The 19700-nt window shown below is 66.2% G+C and carries 14 protein-coding genes; 5 read left to right on the top strand and 9 right to left on the bottom strand.

Features of this window, described 5'->3' with window-relative positions:
• On the bottom strand, positions 1-1635 hold the full coding sequence (locus tag VGQ44_12560) for an O-antigen ligase family protein (protein HEV8447652.1): 1635 nt from the start codon (positions 1633-1635) through the stop codon (positions 1-3).
• Between the two features lie 222 nt (positions 1636-1857).
• On the opposite strand from VGQ44_12560, the gene VGQ44_12555 reads away from it, so the two are divergent.
• Positions 1858-3864 carry a M1 family metallopeptidase gene (locus VGQ44_12555; GenBank protein ID HEV8447651.1) on the top strand — a complete coding sequence of 669 codons (2007 nt, stop codon included), beginning with the start codon at positions 1858-1860 and terminating at the stop codon, positions 3862-3864.
• Positions 3865-3873: 9 nt separating this feature from the next.
• On the opposite strand, the gene VGQ44_12550 is transcribed toward VGQ44_12555, so the two are convergent.
• Positions 3874-6582, bottom strand: coding sequence for an ABC transporter permease (locus VGQ44_12550; protein HEV8447650.1), 2709 nt, complete (start codon positions 6580-6582; stop codon positions 3874-3876).
• Complete coding sequence (locus VGQ44_12545) at positions 6579-6947, bottom strand: PadR family transcriptional regulator (protein ID HEV8447649.1); 369 nt, start codon at positions 6945-6947, stop codon at positions 6579-6581. Before VGQ44_12545 ends, VGQ44_12550 begins: the two co-directional genes overlap by 4 nt.
• An 81-nt stretch (positions 6948-7028) precedes the next feature.
• On the opposite strand from VGQ44_12545, the gene VGQ44_12540 reads away from it, so the two are divergent.
• Positions 7029-7730, top strand: a complete 702-nt coding sequence (locus tag VGQ44_12540) for a dihydrofolate reductase family protein (GenBank protein HEV8447648.1) — start codon at positions 7029-7031, stop codon at positions 7728-7730.
• A gap of 4 nt (positions 7731-7734) precedes the next feature.
• On the opposite strand, the gene VGQ44_12535 is transcribed toward VGQ44_12540, so the two are convergent.
• Genes VGQ44_12535 through VGQ44_12525 form a run of 3 tightly spaced genes read right to left on the bottom strand, consistent with a single transcriptional unit; the run spans position 7735 to position 10175 of the window.
• Entirely contained in the window at positions 7735-8244 is a 510-nt protein-coding gene (locus VGQ44_12535; GenBank protein ID HEV8447647.1) for an SET domain-containing protein-lysine N-methyltransferase, read from the bottom strand.
• Positions 8241-8804: a DUF502 domain-containing protein gene (locus VGQ44_12530; GenBank protein ID HEV8447646.1), complete on the bottom strand. Its 564-nt coding sequence runs from the start codon at positions 8802-8804 to the stop codon at positions 8241-8243. Before VGQ44_12530 ends, VGQ44_12535 begins: the two co-directional genes overlap by 4 nt.
• A gap of 39 nt (positions 8805-8843) precedes the next feature.
• Positions 8844-10175 carry a hypothetical protein gene (locus VGQ44_12525; protein HEV8447645.1) on the bottom strand — a complete coding sequence of 444 codons (1332 nt, stop codon included), beginning with the start codon at positions 10173-10175 and terminating at the stop codon, positions 8844-8846.
• Between the two features lie 96 nt (positions 10176-10271).
• On the opposite strand from VGQ44_12525, the gene VGQ44_12520 reads away from it, so the two are divergent.
• The 3 genes from VGQ44_12520 to VGQ44_12510 are packed head-to-tail and all read left to right on the top strand — an operon-like array spanning position 10272 to position 14548.
• Complete coding sequence (locus VGQ44_12520; GenBank protein HEV8447644.1) at positions 10272-10907, top strand: DNA-3-methyladenine glycosylase; 636 nt, start codon at positions 10272-10274, stop codon at positions 10905-10907.
• 19 nt (positions 10908-10926) lie between these two features.
• Entirely contained in the window at positions 10927-13389 is a 2463-nt protein-coding gene (locus tag VGQ44_12515) for an ATP-binding protein (protein ID HEV8447643.1), read from the top strand.
• Between the two features lie 28 nt (positions 13390-13417).
• Positions 13418-14548, top strand: coding sequence for a hypothetical protein (locus VGQ44_12510; protein ID HEV8447642.1), 1131 nt, complete (start codon positions 13418-13420; stop codon positions 14546-14548).
• A gap of 4 nt (positions 14549-14552) precedes the next feature.
• On the opposite strand, the gene VGQ44_12505 is transcribed toward VGQ44_12510, so the two are convergent.
• From VGQ44_12505 to VGQ44_12495, 3 genes are all read right to left on the bottom strand, one after another.
• Entirely contained in the window at positions 14553-15824 is a 1272-nt protein-coding gene (locus tag VGQ44_12505; GenBank protein HEV8447641.1) for an amidohydrolase family protein, read from the bottom strand.
• Between the two features lie 65 nt (positions 15825-15889).
• The gene (locus tag VGQ44_12500) at positions 15890-17062 is read right to left on the bottom strand and encodes a thiolase family protein (protein HEV8447640.1); all 1173 of its coding nucleotides are present in this window, start codon (positions 17060-17062) and stop codon (positions 15890-15892) included.
• Between the two features lie 126 nt (positions 17063-17188).
• Positions 17189-19513: a 3-hydroxyacyl-CoA dehydrogenase/enoyl-CoA hydratase family protein gene (locus VGQ44_12495; GenBank protein HEV8447639.1), complete on the bottom strand. Its 2325-nt coding sequence runs from the start codon at positions 19511-19513 to the stop codon at positions 17189-17191.
• Between the last annotated feature and the right edge of the window lie 187 nt (positions 19514-19700).

Here is a 19700-nt window from a genome sequence, read left to right as displayed (position 1 = left end):
CTAACGCGAACCGCATTGCGCGAGCACTCGTTTCGGCTCGACCGCGCTCGGTAAGAGCGCTCGAGACGCGCGTGCCTGCGGTTTCGCCTTCGCGCACTCGCCGCGCGCCACGTACGCCTCCGCCAACTTGAGGCGTATTCGGTACGAGCCTGGATCGAGCCGCGCGGCGCGCTCGATCGTCGCCAAGCGAGAGTTCGCGCTGAACGTCGCGATCGCGGCCAGTTGCAAGGCACTGCGCCCGACGGCGACGATGCCGAACACCGTCGTCACCAGCAGCGCCGCGAATCGGAGCGCGGGACGCGCGATGATCGTGCGGTCGGAGAGCGGAGCCAAAGCGCCTGCCAGCGTCCAGACGAAATACGCCGGCGTCGCTATGATCAAGGCCGCGTCAAACGAACCGACGACGATCGCGGCCGTGAGCGTGCCGACGAGGGCCATCGACATCATCACGTGCTCCGCGTCCGCCATCTCGGTGCGCGGCCGCGTCGACCGCACGTCCATGTAGGCCCGCCGGAGCAACCCTAGAAGGACGACCGCCAGCGCGCCGAGCCCGATGACGCCGCGTTCCGACAGATACGCGACCCAATCGCTGCTCGGCCATGGATTCGCCGTCGTGCTTTCGTCCTGCGACAGCGACGGGTCGTTGCGCGACGCGTATTTGGGATACACCACCGGCCAATTCCCCGGACCCACGCCGAGCAACGGATGCGTCTCGGTCATGTGGAGCGAATTCGTGTACTGGATGAGGCGGCCGTGTCCACTTCCCTCTTTGTAGTTCACTAAACCGACGGCCGAGTCGATGTACGGCGTGTCGCTTTTCCATTCGAGCCGGTTCGGCAGGAAGATCGCCGCCAGCGCGCCGAGGAGGGCCGCGATGCCGAGGTACGAAAGACGCGGCAACGTTCTCGCGCCTTTCCACTGGCCGTGACTCAGCGCCGCGGCGACGACCACCGCGCCGATCGACACGATGACGGCGAGCCACGCCGCCCGGCTCCGCGACATGGCGAGCACCGCGGCAACCGCCACGCTTCCGACAATGCCGATCACGACGGTCGCCGGCCGGCGCGCCGTCACCGTCGTGAACACGATGACCGGGATGCCGATCGCGCACAGATGCGCGACGAAGTTCCTGTTGCCGAACGTTCCACCAGGAGCGCGGTTCAGGCTGAAGTAGTCGCTGCGGAGTCCGTACGCCTGCGCGAGCGCGGTCAGCGCGCCGATTATGACCGCGGCGGCGAGCGCCGTGAGCAGCGGCCGTGCGAGGCCGGCACGCCGGATCGCGACCGCGCACCAGAACAGGGCGGCGCCCCCGGCCGAGATCGCGAGCGCGCGTTCGGCGGCCCACGGATTGGCTGCGGCGAACGCCGACACCAGCCCGGCCACGAGGAACAGCACGAGCGCGAGATCCACCATCGTCAGCGAAACGCGGACGAGCCGCGCGACGACGAGCAGCGACGCGGCGGCGGCGCAGAGCAGCAGCACGAGCTCCTTCGGGACGAAGTAACGGTCGAGGTCGAAGGGTTTGTACGTCGTCGCGGCCAGGACGATGGCGATCGCGCCGAACTGCAGAATTCTTAGCGGCCGGCGATCGCCGGTAGTCTCGGCGGGCGGGTTCGTGTAGGGCGGGACGTGCATGTGCTCGGAAACAAATCAGGCGGCCGCGCCCGGCGCCAGCACGGACGAGCGCAAGAAATGCCACGTGGTACGGCTGTTGTAAGAAGCTGAAGCCATCCGAGGGCTCGGCACGGATGGCGCCGCTAGCTTTCGCCCATCGGCGGCTGGGCTCCCCGCCGCCGCGACGGGGTAAGAGGTCGGGCAGGCACAACACCCTCGAAGCTCCTCATTCGCACCAGGCAAATGACAATTTTGAGATCGCACGCCGCGGCGTTCGTCGCCGCCTTGGTTGCCGCCGTTCCGCTGGGAGCACAGTCCGCGGGTCAAGCAACGCGCGCCGGAACAGTCAACCCGATCAACCGGTTCGACCCGACGGGCGCCCCCGACACTTCGATCTTCGCGCCGCTCAACCTTCCGAACGGAAACATCTATCGGAGCGGTGACGGATCGCCGGGGCCGAAGTACTGGCAGCAGCACGCCGACTACGACCTGCATGGAACGCTCGACACCGCCGCGAAGGCGCTCAAGGGCGAGATGCTGCTGCGCTACACGAACAACTCGCCGGACACGCTGCGATTCGTCTGGTTCCAGGTCGAGCAAAACGCGTTCAAGGACAAGTCGCTGAACTCATACGTGTTCCCGGCCGAGTCGCGGTTTGGCGCACGGAACTTCGAGGGCGGCGACTTCATCGACCATTTCAACCAGGTTTCGGGCGCGGCGAAGAACGGCGCGGCCAAAGGCGCGGGCGTTCCCCTCAAGACTCGCGTCGAAGGCACGGTGATGAAGGCGGATCTCGCGACCCCGCTTCCACCGGGGCAGACGACCACGTTCGACGTCGCCTGGCACTTCAACATCCCCGAGCACGGCGCCGACCGCATGGGGCGCGACGGCGCGCTGTACGAGCTCGCGCAGTGGTATCCGCGCGTCTGCGTCTTCGACGATCTGCGCGGATGGAACACCGAGCCGTATCTCGGGCAGGGCGAGTTTTATCTCGAGTACGGAGACTTCAACCTCTCCGTGACCGTGCCCGCGGGGTACATCGTCGCCGCGACCGGGACGCTTCAGAACCCGACCGAAGTGCTCACGCCGACACAGATATCGCGTTTGGCGCAGGCGTCGAAGTCCGACACGCCGGTGCACATCATCACGCAGGACGAGTTGAAGAACGGCACGGCGCGCCCCAAGGGCACCGCCGGAATGCTCACCTGGCGGTTCACCTCACACAACGTGCGCGACGCGGTGTGGGCGGCATCGCCCGACTACATGTGGGACGCGTCGAGCTGGCAGGGACACATGGCCTTCGCGTACTATCGGCCGAGCGCGATCGAGCCGTGGAAGGACGCGGCGGACATGTCTCGCATGTCGATCAACGAGTACTCCGACAGGTGGTTCGCGTATCCCTATCCGCAGATCAGCGCCGTCGAGGGGCCGATCAGCGGCATGGAATACCCGATGCTCGCGATGGAAGACCGGAATCCGGAGAAGTACTCGCTCTACAACGTGATCACCCACGAGATCGGGCACATGTGGTACCCGATGATCGTCGGGTCGAACGAGCGGATGCACATGTGGCAGGATGAAGGGTTCAACACCTTCATCAACTATTTCTCGGAGGCGCGGCGCTTCCCGGAGAAGGGCTCGTACGATCAGCGCGTAGCGCACGATCGACGCGAGGTCGAGGCGTTCATGCAGCACAACGTCGATGAGCCGCTCGAGGTGCAACCCGATCGCATCGAGCCGCAGCTGCTCGGCGAGAACGCGTACGTGAAGACGGCGGTTGGCCTCGCGCTCCTGCGCGACGAAGTGCTCGGTCCGGAGGCGTTCGACGACGCGTTCCGCGAATACACCCGCCGCTGGGCGTTCAAACATCCGAGTCCGGCCGACTTCTACCGGACGATGGAGAATGTGAGCGGCAGGCGGCTCGACTGGTTCTTCCGCCAATGGTTCATCGAGAATCCGCACTTCGACGTCGCCGTCGACTCGGTTCGCCAAAAACAGGTCGGCGACATCGATTCGGTGCAGGTCTTCTACGGAAACCACGCGCGCGGCGTGCTGCCCTTGCACGCGCGCTTCACGTTCAGCGACGGCTCCACGGAGAACGTCGACTATCCGGCCGAGATCTGGAGCACGGACGCGATCAGCTACGACCGACTGTACGGGTGGAAGGGAAAGAAGATCACCAAGATCGAGGTCGACCCCGACAAGCGGAGCGTGGACACCGACCGGTCGAACAACGTCTGGCCACGGTGACGACGCAGCTCACTCGGACCGTAATGCAATAGCCGGATCGACCCGCGCGGCGCGCCGCGCGGGTACGATCGCGGCGACGACGGCAACCGCGGCGAGCACCACGCCGACGGTCGCGAACGTGAGTGGGTCGTCGGCGCGAACCTGGTACAAGATGGATCCCGCCAGCCGCGTGAGAGCCAGCGCCGCTCCGAGCCCCAGCGCGACGCCGACCGCGGCCATGCCCAGCGTTTCGATCATCACGAGCCGCACCACGTCGGCGCGCGCCGCGCCGAGCGCGATTCGGATTCCGAGTTCGTGCGTTCGACGTTCCACGGTGTACGACAGAACGCCCAATACACCGACGGCGGCCAACAGCACGGCAAGCGCGGCGAATCCGCCGAGCAGGATGGCGACGAACCGATTGCTCGCCATCGAGCGCGTGAGCGCGTCGTCCATCGTCGTGACGTTGGCGAGCGCGATCGCACCGTCGAACGTCCGCAGCTCTCGCTTGATCAGCGCCAGCGTGGCCGCCGGGCCGCCGCGCGCGCGCACCGTGATGATCCCCCCATGCCACGCGTTCCTCTGCGCGTAGGGTACCCAGACGAGTGAGCGGGCCGTGTCGCGCGCGCCGTAGTATTTCACGTCGTTCACAACCCCGACGATCTCGCGTTCGATCTTCTCGTCGCGAGAAGACATCGCGCGCTTTCCCAGGGCATTCTCGCCGGGGAACATCTTCTTCGCGAAATACTCGTTCACGATCATCACGGGCGCCGACGCCGAATCGTCGCGCGCGGTGAAGTCCCGGCCCCGGACGATCGGCATGCCGAGGGCGGCGAAATAGCCCGGCGTCACGACCGTCCAGTTGATCGTCACCTCGTTCGCCGGCGACGGCTCCCGGCCTTCGGCGACCATCGAACGACCGAGATAGAACCCTCCGGCGCCGAGCGGACTCGCGCTGGCGATGCCCGCGGCATCCACGCCGGGCGACGCCGCGAGGCGGTCGCGTAACCCATAGATGAGCGAAATGGTTTTCGCGCTGGTGTTGTAGCGGACGCCCGGCAGTGAGATGGACGCGGTGAGAACGCCGCGCGTCTGGAAACCCGGATCGGCGCCGCGCAGCCGCATCATGCTCCGAGTCGCGAGGCCGGCGCCGCAGAGCAGTATCACGGACAACGCCAACTCGACCACCACGAGGGTGCGGCGCGTCTTGGCCCCCCGTCGCCCGCTGGCGCGCGTACCGCCGTCCGCGAGCACGCCGTGCGGGTCACCGCGCGCGGCGTGCACTGCCGGCACGACGCCGAAAACGAGCGCCACGGCCACCGAAGCGGCGAGAGCGAAGACGAGCGCCGTCAGATCGAGCGTGGCTTGCTCGATCCGTGGCACGTCGGGTGGGGCCGCGGCGACGACGACTGTCACGAGCAAACGCGCCATGAGCACGCCAAGCGCGCCGCCGGCGAGCGCGAGCGCCCCGCTCTCGATGAACGCCTGCCGCACGATGCGCCAACGGCTCGCGCCGAGCGCGCGGCGCACGGCGAGCTCGCGTTGGCGCGCCGTCGCCCGAGCGAGTTGCAGGTTCGCGGCGTTCACGCAACCGATCAGCAACAAGAAGCTCACGGCGCCGAGCAGGATCCAGAGTACGCGCGGCGTGGTCGCACCAAGCAGCGACTCCATGATCGGCGTCGGAACCATCGTGATGTCCTTGCGAATCGCCGGCTGCTCCGCCGCGACACGGGCGGCGAGCGCCGCCATCACGGTTCGCGTGTGCTCGATCGACACGCCGGACTTGAGACGCGCGATCCCTTGGAATATGAAGTTGTCGCGCCGCTGAAGGTCGGGGTCCTGCTCGGTCGTGAAACGAAGAGGAACCCAGACGTCGACGTCGATCGGCCAGCGTGCGCCGGCGGGCAACACGCCGACGATCTGCCGTTTGAGACCGTTCATCTCGATGGTCGAGCCGACGGCGTCGGCGCGCGCGCCGAATTGGTCGCGCCAGAAGCGGTCCGAGACGACGATGGCGCGCGGCGCGTTGACGTCGAAGTCGACGGCTCGAAGGGCGCGGCCCTTCGCCGGTGGCGTTCCGAGCGCGTCGAAGAACTGCGGCGACACCGCCGCGACCGACACGCGCACGGGTTCGCCCGCGCCGGTCAGATCCATGTCGGTGCCTTGATACGCGGCGACCGCGTCGAACACATGGTTGTCGCGCCAGTCCATGAAGTCGGCGTACGTGAGGCCCCAGGCATTTCCCGTCGTCATCAGCTGTGCTTCCGGGATCACGATGCGCTCGGGGTGTTCGAACGGCAGCGGAGCGAGCAACACGGAATGCACGACGCTGAAAATCGCGGTCGTCGCCCCGATCCCCAGCGCCAGCGTCGTGATCGTAGCGACGCTGAAGCCGACGCTCCGGCGAAGCGACCGCACGGTCTGCACGATTTCACGTCCGATGAACGACATGCGCTCTCCCATGCCGAGCGGCGCCCGGCTCGATTCGTAAACGGTCTCTCCGGCGCGCAGCTCGCGCGCCCACTCGGCGATGAGCGTCGCCGTGACGTCGCCGAGCGCACGCCGCCACACGCGGAGGCGCGATTCGCCCGCCCTTGTCGCCTCGTCGAACCGCTCGCGCTGAAACGCGAGCATCGCCTCCCCGTACCGCCGCCGAAAATCCGGCGGATAGAGGCGCATGAGCGCGCGAATGAGCCCCGGCGCGTCCCCTCCCTTCACCGGAGGCGTGGGGTCGGTCATGTGCGGGCCGGCGCGATGATACGGCGCTCTTCGGCCAAACGGACCAGCTCGCGCATGCGCAGCATCTCGGCGGCGAGCACGCGCCGGCCGCGGGTCGTCAACTTGTAGTGGATGCGGCGAGGATCCTCGGCGGCCGTGCGCCGCGCCGAGGCCGGCTCGATCAGTCCGTCGGATTCGAGGCGGCGAATGTGGCGATACAGACCGCCCGCCTCGAGCTCGATGCGTCCTTCACTGTGATCGAGAATGTCCTGGCGGATGCCGTAGCCGTGGCGGTCGCCGGCCGTGAGCATCGTGAGGATCAGCGTTTCGACCGGTTTGAGCGGCAGCGACGACTCGAACGACGGCTCGGATCGGGCGGGCGTCATTGGGTGCGGTGGCTAGAGTCAATCCGACTATAGCCGTTTCGACACCTCGACGGCGCGAAGGGTTGGGATCAACTTGCGGCCATGTCCAGACTCGTCGTTCGATGCTTTGCCGTCTCCCTCGACGGCTACGGCGCCGGCACGCATCAAGACCTCGAGCACCCGCTCGGCGTGCGAGGCCCCGAGCTCATGGAGTGGTTCTTCCATACGCGCATGTGGCAGCAGATGCACGGCGAGTCGGAAGGAGAAACGGGCGTCGACAACGACATGGCGACGAAGGCGTTCGACAACCTCGGCGCATGGATCCTCGGCCGGAACATGTTCGGACCGATTCGCGGTCCTTGGCCCGACGACAAATGGAAAGGCTGGTGGGGAGATGAACCGCCGTATCACGTACCGGTCTTCGTGCTCACGCATCATGCGCGAGACCCGATCCAAATGGCCGGCGGCACGGAATTCCGTTTCGTCACCGACGGAATTCAATCGGCGCTCGAGCAGGCAAGAGCCGCGGCCGGCGGACGCGACGTCCGCGTGGGCGGCGGCGTCTCGACCATCCGCCAGTATTTGCAAGCGCAACTCATCGACGAGCTGCACCTCGCGGTGCGACCGATCTTACTCGGCCAAGGCGAGAATCTCTTTCAGGGGCTCGACCTGCGCGCGCTCGGCTATCAGGGAGTCGAATCCATTCCGGGGCGACGCGCGACTCACGTGATCCTGCGGAGAACCGAGGCGCGCGAGGAAAGCCGAATCCCCGAGTCCGCCGGTCTGAGCTCGCCGCGCGCGTAAGCGGTCAGCGCTTCTTCGCGAGAATCGTCCCGCGGCACGCGCGCGCGCCGCAGTTGCACGGATAGCGACGCTTGGCCGCCGGAGTGTGCCGCTCCTCGAGTACGAAAGCGTAGTCGTACGCCAACTCCTCGCCCGGTGCGATGTCCCGGATCGCCTCGATGAAGATGCGCGCGTCGTCGATCACCGCGTCGCAATTCGGCGTGCATGAGTGGTTGATGAAGCGCGCCTCGTTGCCGTCGACGGCCGCGTCGATCACGACGTCGTCGTCGATCGCGAACAAAAAGGTGTGGTGACGCGCCTGGGACTCGTCGTCCGGATAGCGCGAGTCGGCCTCTTCGGTCGAGATCCGTTCGCCGGTGTATTCGATGAGGCGCGTGCCTTTGCGGATGGGCCGCGTGGCGAACGCCCCAACTCCTTGGATCGGCGAGGACCGGATCTCGAACGGCAACTCTTTTTGCACCGGCCCGACGTGCCTCGGCGCGGCTCTCGGCGCGCGGTCGCGCGTGCGTCTCACGTCGGCGTGTGGCGGGATTGAACGTGGGTCACGCCGCCCGAGATGATGAACGCCATCACCGCCGCGGCATCGGCCTCGATGCGCTGTACCCGATCGGCTGGAACGACGAGGATGTGTCCGGCCAATCCATATGATTGCGGCATGTATACCGATACGTGTCCCGACACGCCCAATGACGCGAGCGAGTCGGAGGTCAAGAACGCGAGCACCTTGAGCGAGCCATCCGCCGACAGAGAAACGAGCACAGGCTTGTCGAAGCGCCGTTTCTCCCCGACGAACGCGTTCAGCATGTCCTTTGCCGACGAATACAGAAGTCGCACGAAAGGCAGCTTCTCGAACACTTCGTCGAGCGCGCCGAGTACGCCGCGCGTAATGAGCCCCGACGCGAAATACCCGACGACCGTGATCAGCACGATGGTGATCAGGAAGCCGACGCCCGGGATCGTCAGGCCGAGCCATCCGTCGATCGTCCTGAAGACCAGGACGCAGACGTAGACGGTAATCGCGAGCGGGGCGACGACAACCAGGCCCCGGAGGAAGTAGTTGAGAAGGCGCGCCATGCAGAGGCCAATATTAACGCGCCCGATAACCGGACGCGGCTAGCGCGGTGGCTTGAGGGTGAGGTACACCGCGCCCCCGGTCGGCGTGAGGGTTCCATATGCGAGCCTGAGCGACTCGGGAAGTCGCGCCATCATCGCCCGCACGCCCACGCCGATGCGTCCTCGGTCGCCCGCGATCAGGTCTCGCGTGACGCCGATCGTGACCTCGCGAATCGTAAACGACTGCGAGAGATCGCCGCCAAGGAATCCGAGGTCGTCGGCCGTCTTCTGCACCTGCTCGACCCGGCCGAACACCGCCGATTTCGATCCCAGCTCCAGCGTGGTCTCCAACAAAGCGCTGGCGCCAAGGTGATGAAGGGGTGCGACGGCACTGGGATCGTGGACGTGCTCGCGCGCCCCGTGGTGGTGGACGTCGAGCCCCCACACCAACGCGGTGGACCATGTTCCCCCGTTTACGCCTCGGAGCGCCGTAAGGACGGACGCGCCGTAGCGCTGCATGCCGGTGCCCGGATCGAGTGGATCGTGATCGAACAGGTATCCGCTCCACGCCGAGAGCACCACTCGATCGGTCGCGGCGACCGAAAGGCGCGCCGAGTATGAATCGAGTCGCCCGCCTGCGTAGTCCGGGAGATTGTCACCCGCGTCAGACTCGCGTGCGTTGAACGCCGAGCCTTCGATCTTCACCCGGCTCGTGTAAAGCCCCGCGGTAACGACGCCGTTCTGGTCGTGGGTCGCATCCTCCCAGTGATGGGCCAGCGGAGCGAACGGATCGTCCGCCGCCGACGGCCGGTGCGTGAATGCGACGGGACCGATCGCCGGCTCGCCAACCGCGGCGGCGTACGCCTCGACGGCTACTCCTCGAATGATCGGCTGGTCGTACTCGAGGGACAGCTGCATGACGGCGGGATGCGGGTGCTGCCGGTTGGAGATGCGCGAATCCTGGTACGAGCCTCCGCTCTGCAGCAGCTCGGGATATCCGCGCGGCCCGTCGACGAACGACTCGAGGCTCGTTCCCAACGTGACGCCGATCACGCCGGGGCCAACCGCTCGGAGCGCGTGCGCCATCTCCCAGTCGACGAGGCCGAACTGCCGCCCGCCGTGTATCGTCGTCTGCGTGTCGTATTGCGCGAAGACCGCGCCGTGCAGCATCACGCTCCATCCGCCGATCGCGGCGTGGAACATCGGTACGCGGGACGAATCGGGAAGCCACGACGTTCCGGATCCCGGCTTGGCTGCCGCGAGCCCGAGCGGGAGTGTCGGACCAGAATTCGTCCCCATGTGCATCATGTCGTGCTGCGCAGCGAGCGGCGCGATCGTTGGCTCGAGCGCCGCCGGCAACAGCACAGCGAGCACGAGCATTCGGAGGGACATCAAACTGTCGGCGGCCCAATTGTCTGCATGTTCAGCCTATCCGAACACGAGCTCCACGGTTCCACAATAGGCGTTGGTGACGCGTAAATTTTGCCGATGCCCGATTATCGCGCCTCCGTCAGACATCTCAAGAAGGTCGATCCGGTGCTCGCCCGCGTGATCGAGCAGGTCGGTCCGTGCCGCCTGCCGCTCCGCCGCGAAGGGACACACTTCCAGGCGCTCGCGCGGTCGATCGTATTTCAACAACTCTCAGGAAAGGCGGCTGGAACGATCCATGGCCGCTTCGCCGCGCTCTTCGCGAGCGAAGGACCCGAGCCGGTTTCACTGCTCGAGTTCACGGACGCCCAGTTGCGTGGTGTCGGACTGTCACGGCAAAAGATCGGGTATCTGCGCGATCTGGCTGAAAAGGTTGTCGCCGGTGGCTTGCCGCTGGACGAGGTCGACCGCATGAACGATGACGAGCTCATCGCTCACCTCGTTCAAGTGAAAGGAATTGGTCGCTGGACGGCACAAATGTTCTTGATGTTCCGCCTCGGTCGTCGCAACGTACTGCCGGAACTCGATCTGGGGATTCAAAACGCGATCCGACGCGCGTATGGGAAGCGAAAGCGACCGAGCCCCAAACAAGTCCGCGCGATCGGCGCGAAGTGGAGTCCGCACAGCACAGTCGCGTGTTGGTACCTATGGCGATCGCTCGAGAACGGAGATGGCCAAGGTGGGGGCGCGACCTGACGGTGCCGCACGGCGAGACGTGACCGCGACGACTCTACCGGCGCCGAGCTTCGCTGAACGGGCTTCACCAACGCAACTTCCCCTGGAGCGGAAGCTGCCGTTGCTGGTGCTCGCTCTCTTCAGCGTGATCCTGGGCGCCTGGGCGATCGTGTCGTACTACGAGACGCGCCGCGCGGCCGAAACGGCCGCCGCTGAGCGGTTGTCGAGCCTCGCGCGAATCGTCGGTACGACCGTCGAGGGACTCAACACGATGCGCCTCGGCACGCTCCTATCGGCCGCGCGCGACACCGCGGTTCTCTCGGCGCTTCGCTCTCCTGGCCGTCCGCTCACGCCAGCGGTGGAACGCGCGCTCTCGCCGGCACCGGCACCAGCCGCGAACGCATCGTTTGCGGCCACACCGCAACCTGCCGCCGCCCAGCTCTGGACCGCTGACGGACGCGTCGTCGGAAACCTCGACGCCGAGCTGCCGCCGGCGACGCGCGCGTTTCGCGACAGCCTGCTGCGTTTTCCGCCGGGCGCTCGCGACTCGAGTCTCGTCAGCGGGATCTACACCAGTGGTCGCCAGTCGAATGTGTGGATGGTCGCGGTCGCGCGCGACGCCGACGGCAACCGCGTCGGATACGTCGTGCAGCACCGCCGGTTCGGTGCGACGACACAGATCAATCAACGGATGCACGACCTCGTGGGTGCCGGCGGCTCGGTCTACGTCCACAATGTGAGCGGTTCCAATTGGGTGCTGGTCAGCGGTGAACCGGTGACCGCGCCACTCAGGCACCGTGAGTTGTTCGACAGCCTCGGTCTCGTGGAGCGACCTGGAGTCGGCACGATGCTCAGCGCGACGGCGCCCGTGCATGGTTCGCCTTTGCTCGTGTCGATCGAAGAGCCTCTCGCCACCATTCTGTCCACGCAGACCGCTTCGCTCCGCATCCTCGGCGGCCTCGCGCTTCTCTTCGCCGCAACCGGCGCGTTCCTCTCCTGGATTGCGACGCGACGTCTCGTCCGTCCGCTCACGGAGCTCACCGACGCCGCGGAAGCGATCGCCAACGGCGAAGTCGCTTGGCGAGTGGACGTCGGCCGCACGGACGAGATCGGCCGTCTGGGCGCGGTGTTCAACCGGATGGTGCAACGCGTCGAGGATTCCGCCGCCGCGTCGGCCGGCGCCGTCGCGCGACTCACCAAATCGGTCGACACGCAGGAGTTTCTCGCCGAGGCGAGCCGCATCGTCGCCGGCTCGCTTTCCGATGAGCGGCTTCTCGCCGATTTGGCTCGTCACTGCGTGCCGCGCCTCGCCGACTACTGCACGATCCACGTCGCGGAGGACGACGGAACGGTTCGTCGCATCGCCACGGTGCATCGCGATCGGCTCAAGCAGGAGGCGGTCGTCGACCTCGTTCGGCGGTTCAAGTATCGCGTCGACGGGCCGGGCGAAGTTCCCGAGGTCATCCGCACGCAGCGGCCGATGATCGTTCCGGTCATCGATCGCGAGGCCGTTCGCGCATCGATCGACTCGGAGGACATGAAGCGATTGCTTCAGCAGGTCGCCCCGAACTCCTTCATGTGCATCCCGCTCATCGCGCGGGGCCGTGCATTCGGCGCGATGTCGTTCACGATGACGACCTCGGGACGCCGTTTCAGCGAAGAAGATCTCGAGATCGCCACCGAAGTCGTGCGCCGCACCGCGGTGGCGATCGACAACACCCTCATCTATCGGCGGTCTCTCGATCTGCGACTGGAAGCGGAATCGGCGAGCAACGCCAAATCGGATTTCCTCGCGAAGATGAGCCACGAGATTCGCACGCCGATCAACGCGATGATGGGCTACGCCGAGCTGCTGCAAATGGGGATCGCCGGTCCCGTGACGGCGGCGCAGGCGACGCAGCTCTCGCGCATCCGCGCCAGCGGCGAACACCTGACGTCGATGATCGGCGAGATTCTCGACCTGTCGAAGATCGAAGCCGGCCGCATGGGCGTGGAATCCGCGGTCGGAGTCGTCGGCGACGTGGCGGAAGCGGCGCTCGGGCTCATTCGCCCGGCCGCCACGACCAAAGGCGTCGATCTCGACGCTCGGCTCCAGGGTATCCCGAGGACGACCTATGTGGGCGACCCGCAGCGCGTTCAGCAAATTCTCACGAACCTCCTCGGCAACGCGGTCAAGTTCACGCCTGCCGGCGGCTGCGTGTCGATCGCCTGCGGCAGCGCCAAGAAGACCGTCGTCGAGGAGCGGCCGGCCTCGCCGTGGGCGACGATCACCGTCCAAGACACGGGCGTGGGAATCGCTCCGAGCGATCTCGAGCGGATCTTTCAGCCGTTTGTGCAGGTGGACGGCGGCTACACCCGCTCACACGGCGGCACCGGCCTCGGACTCACGATCAGCCGGAATCTCGCTCAGATGATGGGCGGCGACATCACGGTCGAAAGCGTGCTGGGCGAAGGCTCGCGATTCACCGTGTGGCTGCCCACGCCGCTCCCGATGGGCAACTGACGGCGCACCCGGCGGCTAGCTTTGTAGCATGGAAGTCGCTTCCGTTCCGACCGAAATCACCGACCCAGTCAACGCGCGCATCCTCGCCGTTTCCGAGGATCGCATCGCGGGCTTTTTGATCGACCCGTTCGTCGAGATCGCGCGCCTCGCCGAGCTCGACGTCGCGACGGTCCACGAGCGCCTCCGCGCGATGCTCGCCGCGAAGACGATCCGCCGAATCCGGCAGACGCTCATGGCGACCAACCTCGCGCCCGGGGCGCTGGTTGCCTGGCGCGTGCCGGCCGATCGCCTCGACGCGGCGTTCGACTTCATGTGGAAGGAAGATCCGTTCTCCGGGCACATCGTGATCCGTTCGACCGACGCCGAAACGACCGGATCGGCGTTTCGTCTCTGGACCACGCTCAAGATACCGCAGGGATTTTCGATGTCGCGCCACTGTGACGTGCTCGCGGCACGAGTCGGCGCGGAGACCTTCCGCGTCATGCCGGCGAAACGGCTGTTCGCGCTCGGCGTCGGCCACGTCCGGCGACGGGGCATCGAACCGGGAAGCAAGACCGACGAACCCGGACAGGTGATCGACACGAATATCGTCGAGTTGAGCGACCTCGAGTGGCGCGTGCTCGAGCCGCTCAAGCGTGAGTTCGCCGTAGATGAGATCGTCGACGACCCCTGGCAGGGCCGCGCGGCCGAAGCGCGGTTGCCGCTGCACATGTTCGCGATGGTCGCGCGCTCGCTCAACGAGCGCGGCGTGATCGGACGCTTCTCGACCTTCCTCGAGCACGTGAAGCCGTCGGCCGGCGGGACACGCGTCACGCGCTACAACGCGCTCTTCCACTGGCGGGTACCGCCGGGCCGCGAGATCGAAGCGGGGCGCGAGATCGGACGTCATCACATCCTCACGCACGCATATTGGCGCGAGGGCGGGCCCGACTTCGCCCACGTGAACATCATGGCGGTCGCGCACGGCACCGAGAAGCCGACGGTGCTCGCCCACAAGGCGGCGATCGACGCGCATCTCGAGGCGATCGGCATGCCGGTGTCCTACACGAACGTGTTCTGGGGCGGGCGAAGCGAGATCAAGCCGTCGGAGATCTCGCCCGCCGCTTACGTGCGCTGGTGCGAGGCGATGAGGATCGACGCCGCGACGATGCGCGGCTGAACGCTCAGCGCTCGTTCTTGTAGACTTTCCCGCCCTTCATCACGAACTGCACGTTCCGCAGGGTCGTGATGTCTTTCGTCGGATCGCCGCGAACCGCGATGATGTCCGCCTGCAACCCGAGCGCGATCGCGCCGATCTCGTTGCCGAGGTGCATGGACTCGGCCGTGAGCGACGTCGCCGACGTGATCGCGTCCAATGGCGACTGCCCGCCGTCTTTCACACGGCACACCAGCTCCTCGGCGTTTCGGCCGTGCGCGCCGGCGACGGCGTCGGTCCCGAAGATCACCTTGAGGCCCGGCGTGTGAATCGCACGCTTGTACATCGCGGCGGCCAGCGGCAGCGCCTTTTCCATCGCCGCGAAACCGGCCTCGTTGTAATTGCCGATCCCTTCGTACTTGGCGCGATTGTCGAGGTAGTTGCGGAAGACGAGGCACACCTGCGGGTCGAAGTAGACGCCCTTGTCGGCCATCAACTTGAGCACTTCGTCGTTGGCGAACACGCCGTGCTCGATCTGATTGCAACCCGCGTTCACGGACGCCTTGATGCTCTCCGAGCTGTGCGCGTGGACCATCGTGCGCATCCCCTGCGCTTTCGCTTCGCCGCAGAGCGCCGAAAGCTGCGCGTCGCTCATGGTCTGTGCGCCGCCGTCGCGGATGCTCTTCGAGGCGAAGATCTTGATGACGTCGGCGCCTTGCGTTTTGCGCTGTCGCACGAGCGCGCGAAGCGTGTCGGGCTCCAGTCGCTCGTTGTTGAACGGGCTGAGCGATGTGAGCACGCGGGGACCAGGCACGCCGCCGCTCGCGATCCACTCGCGCAGATCCTTGTCCTCGGGATCGCCCGGGCTCTGAATCGTCGTGAACCCGGCCATGAGCGTCGCGTAGGCGTTGGCGGCCATCGACAACATCGATTCGACGGGCGTGTCGCCATCGGCGCGCGTGTGGTAACGCCCCTGTCTATTGAAGTACCACGACAGGTGCGCATGCGCGTCGATCAGGCCGGGTAGGAGCGTGTAGCCCTTCAGATCGTAGGTCGGCGTTCCGCTCGCGGTCTTGTCGATGCGAACGATCTTCCCGTTCTCGACGACGACGTCTCCGCCCTGGATCACGTTGCCCTTGCCGTCGACGATTCGGTCGGCGCGGATGATGATCGGAGCGGATTGAGCGTTCATGTAGTAGTTGCGCGAGCGACTGAGCGGATTCGGGAACGTCACCGAGACCGGTTGGGCGGACGCGAACGCGGGGACGGCGGCGGCGAACAGCGCGAGCAGCGAGCGCATGACGATTCTCTCGGGTGAGACCGAGAGACAATACCGCGGGTCGCCGCTGGATTCCAGACGCGGCGTCAGGCCGCCGCGTAGACCTCGAACAATCCCGCGGCGCCCATCCCGCCGCCGATGCACATCGTCACGAGACCCGTCCCGCCGCCGCGCTTCCCTAGCTCGTGGACGAGCTGCGTCGTCAGCTTCGCGCCCGTCGCGCCCAACGGATGCCCCAGCGCGATCGCGCCGCCGTTCACGTTCACCTTCGACTCGTCGAACCCGAGCTCGCGCACGACCGCCACGACCTGCGCCGCGAACGCCTCGTTGAACTCGATCAGCTTCACGTCGTCGAGCTTGATGCCGGCACGCTTGAGCGCCTTCGGCACCGCCTTGATCGGGCCGACCCCCATCACGTCCGGCTCGACGCCCGCCGCCGCGAACTTGATGAAGCGGGCGAGCGGCTTGAGTCCCAACTCGTTCGCTCGTTCCGCCGTCATCAGCAGAACCGCCGCCGCACCATCCGAGTAGGGGCTCGCGTTACCGGCGGTGACCGTGCCGTTGACCTTGAACGCCGGTCGCAGCTTTGCGAGACCCTCGATCGTCGTGTCGGGACGCGGAAGCTCGTCGCGCTCGAACTTCGTCGTGGTCTCGGTTTTCTCGGCGCCATTCCACGTCGCGCGCTCTACGTCGACGGGCACGATCTGCCCGTCGAACGCTCCGCTGCTCAAGGCGCGCGCAGCCTTTTGCTGACTCCCCAAAGCCCAACGGTCCTGGTCCTCGCGCGTCACCTTCCATCGCTCGGCGACGCGCTCCGCCGTGTAGCCCATGCCGATGTACGACTCGGTGATCTCGGGATCGAGCCGCGTGTGATAGCCCGACATCGGCACCTGGCTCATCATCTCCACACCGCCCGCGAGCGCGACGTCCGCCATGTCGCTCATGATTTCTTGGGCGGCGAGTGCGACCGTTTGTAAGCCCGAAGAGCAGAATCGGTTGATGGTCGCGGCGGGCACGCTGACCGGCAGTCCCGCGCGCAACCACGCGAGCCGCGCGACGTTGAGCCCCTGCGTCGCCTCGGGCATCGCGCACCCCCAGTACACGTCGTCGATCGCCGCGGGATCAATCCCCACACGATCGATCGCCGCTTTCATCATCGCCGCAGAGAGATCGACGGCGTGAACGTCCGCGAGAGCCCCGTCTTTCTTGCCACGGGCGACGGGACTGCGAACGGCGGAAACGATTACGACTTCTTTCATTGGTTGGGTACCTCGATTGAAGCGGTGGACGGGTGGACAGGTGGACGGGTGGACGGGAAGAGCAAAGACGAAGAGCGTCGGTCGCAGTGCCTGTCCACCTGTCCACCTGTCCACCTGTCCACCCGTTCAGTTCCTGAGCGGCTTCCCCGTCCTCAGCATGTACTTGATTCGCTCCTGCGTCTCTTTCGTACCCAGGAGCTTGAGGAACGCCTCGCGCTCCAGGTCGAGAATGTCCTGCTCGGTCACCTGGCGCGGAGGACCGTCGCCGCCGGTGAGCACGTACGCCAGCTCGTGCGCGATGCGAACGTCGTGGTCGGAGATCTGGCCGGCTTCTTTCATCGACCACGCGGCGTATTGAAGGTTGCCCAGCGCGTCCTTTCCCATCGCCGTGATTCGACGGGACACGGAGGGCACGTAGTCGGGTGCCAGATCCGTCACGCGGGCCACCGCGTCGGCGATCAGGCGATCGCGGTTCATCGTGATGCGATCGGTCGGGCGCAGATAACCGATTGCTCGCGCGTCGAGAGCGCTCGTGCTCGTCGTCGCCATGGCGATCACTTGGAACGCGCGCCGCACTCCCTCGAACGGATCGGCCTCGATGTACGGCGTGAGCTCGCTCGCGAATCGGAAAAGCAGCTCCGTCGTACCGCCGCCGGCGGGAATGATTCCCACGCCGACTTCGACCAGCCCCATGTACAGCTCGGCGTGCGCTTGAATGCGATCCGCGTAGAGTGAAAACTCGCATCCGCCGCCGAGCGCGAGACCGAACGGTGCCGCGACGACGGGAAACGGCGATTGTCGAATCCGCAGCGCCGTGTTCTGAAAGTGCCGGCAGGCCTCCGCCGCGCGCGACCAGTCTTTTTCATCGACGAGCGACAGCATGTACGCCAGATCGGCGCCCGCGGTGAACGTACGCGGATCGTCGTTGCCGATCACGAGGCCGGTGAGCCCGTCTCGCTCTACGCGGTCGAGCGCGCGGTGGATCATCGCGATCACGCCCTCGCCGAGCGTGTTGAGCTTACTATGGTATTCGAGCACCGCCACGCCGCCGCCGACGTCGATCAGCGACGCATCGCGCGAGTCCTCGAGCAGGTGAGACCGATTCGACGGACGATGGAAGTCGGCGAGACGAATCTCCCCCGCCGGACGCTCGATCGGCTCGTACCCGCCCTTGAACGAGAGGACTTTCGTGCCGTCGTCACTGAAGAAGCCGTCCTTCGCGCGGCGCAGCAGGTCCGGCTCGCCGAGCGATAGGCGAGAGAAGCCGCGGGCGAGAAACTCGTTGCCCAGCAGGTCCATCTGCGCGAAGGGACCCGCGTCCCACGCGTAGCCCCAGGCCATCGCGTCATCGATCGATGGAATGTCGCGCGCGACCAACGGACCGGTGGTCAGCACGTAGTGGGAAAAGCGCAGCAGGTACTCCTGCACGAACGCGCCGTATCGGTCGTCTGCCTTCCAATCGCGGATCACGGTGAATCGGTCGGCCAGTGGCATGGCCGAGAGGGTCGCCAACTCCGGAGACCCGGGCTTGGACTGCGGCGCGTATTCTCCCGTTTTCCAGTCGAGCGTCTGGATCTCTTTGCCGACGCGGCGATAGAAACCCGCGCCGCTCTTTTCGCCGAGTCGGCCCGCTTTCACCAGATCGACGACCCACGGCGAGAGAGTGAAATCCTCGCCCGTCGCCTCGCTCAATTCCTTGGTCACGTGCGCGATCACGTCGATGCCGGACAGATCGGCCGTACGGAACGTCGCCGACTTCGAGCGGCCGGTTAAGACGCCCGTAAGGGCGTCGGTTTCATCGATGCTGAGGTCGTGCTTTTCCATCTGGCGGATGGCGAGCACCATCCCGAACACGCCGAGCCGGTTGGCGACGAATCCGGGGACGTCGCAGGCGAGCACGATTCCCTTCCCCAGGACGCGATCGCTGAAACGGCGCACCGTGTCGAGCGTTTCGCTCGACGTCTGCGGACCGGGAATGATCTCCAACAGATGGAGGTATCGCGGCGGATTGAAGAAGTGCATGCCGACGAAACGCGACCGCAGATCCACGCCCAGTTTGTCGACGAGCATGCTCATCGGGATGCTGGACGTGTTCGACGCGACGATCGTGTGTGACGGCAGCACCTTCTCGAGGCGCGCATACAGGTCGCGCTTGGGCGCGACCTGTTCTACAATCGCTTCGACGACCAGGTCGCACTCCGCGAGGCGCTCCAAGTCGTCGTCGGTGTTTCCAATTTCGATCAGTGCGGCGCGGCCGGCGGCCATGAACGCCGCGGGCTTCGCTTTTTTCGCGCGCTCGACGCCGCCGCGCGCGACGGCGTTCCGGTCTGCCCCCCCCAGCGGGGCTGGCACATCGAGCAGCAGCACGGGGATGCCGGCCGACGCCGCGAGCGCCGCGATGCCGCCCCCCATGGTCCCCGCCCCGATCACACCCAACCTGCGAATGCGCATGACCTAGTTCTCCCAAGCGAACTGTCACGTTTTAGAACAATACGAGGGTGTGAAAATCCGTGACGGCGCCGCGCGCGGAACCGTCCTCAACATGTTGCTCGACGAACGTTTACGCGGCTGGCAGGCCGCTTTGGCAGTGACAACTCGTGCCGATCATTTGGGGTTACCGAACCGGCGCGGGTCCAGT

The organism is Gemmatimonadaceae bacterium (assembly GCA_036003045.1).
GTDB lineage: Bacteria > Gemmatimonadota > Gemmatimonadetes > Gemmatimonadales > Gemmatimonadaceae > JAQBQB01.
This window is presented reverse-complemented; position numbering and strand designations above follow the sequence as displayed.

Coding starts and splice junctions, on each gene's coding strand:
- VGQ44_12560 (HEV8447652.1), bottom strand. CDS start 1,635: ATGCACGTCCCGCCCTACACGAACCCGCCCGCCGAGACTACCGGCGAT.
- VGQ44_12555 (HEV8447651.1), top strand. CDS start 1,858: ATGACAATTTTGAGATCGCACGCCGCGGCGTTCGTCGCCGCCTTGGTT.
- VGQ44_12550 (HEV8447650.1), bottom strand. CDS start 6,582: ATGACCGACCCCACGCCTCCGGTGAAGGGAGGGGACGCGCCGGGGCTC.
- VGQ44_12545 (HEV8447649.1), bottom strand. CDS start 6,947: ATGACGCCCGCCCGATCCGAGCCGTCGTTCGAGTCGTCGCTGCCGCTC.
- VGQ44_12540 (HEV8447648.1), top strand. CDS start 7,029: ATGTCCAGACTCGTCGTTCGATGCTTTGCCGTCTCCCTCGACGGCTAC.
- VGQ44_12530 (HEV8447646.1), bottom strand. CDS start 8,804: ATGGCGCGCCTTCTCAACTACTTCCTCCGGGGCCTGGTTGTCGTCGCC.
- VGQ44_12525 (HEV8447645.1), bottom strand. CDS start 10,175: ATGTCCCTCCGAATGCTCGTGCTCGCTGTGCTGTTGCCGGCGGCGCTC.
- VGQ44_12520 (HEV8447644.1), top strand. CDS start 10,272: ATGCCCGATTATCGCGCCTCCGTCAGACATCTCAAGAAGGTCGATCCG.
- VGQ44_12510 (HEV8447642.1), top strand. CDS start 13,418: ATGGAAGTCGCTTCCGTTCCGACCGAAATCACCGACCCAGTCAACGCG.
- VGQ44_12505 (HEV8447641.1), bottom strand. CDS start 15,824: ATGCGCTCGCTGCTCGCGCTGTTCGCCGCCGCCGTCCCCGCGTTCGCG.
- VGQ44_12500 (HEV8447640.1), bottom strand. CDS start 17,062: ATGAAAGAAGTCGTAATCGTTTCCGCCGTTCGCAGTCCCGTCGCCCGT.
- VGQ44_12495 (HEV8447639.1), bottom strand. CDS start 19,513: ATGCGCATTCGCAGGTTGGGTGTGATCGGGGCGGGGACCATGGGGGGC.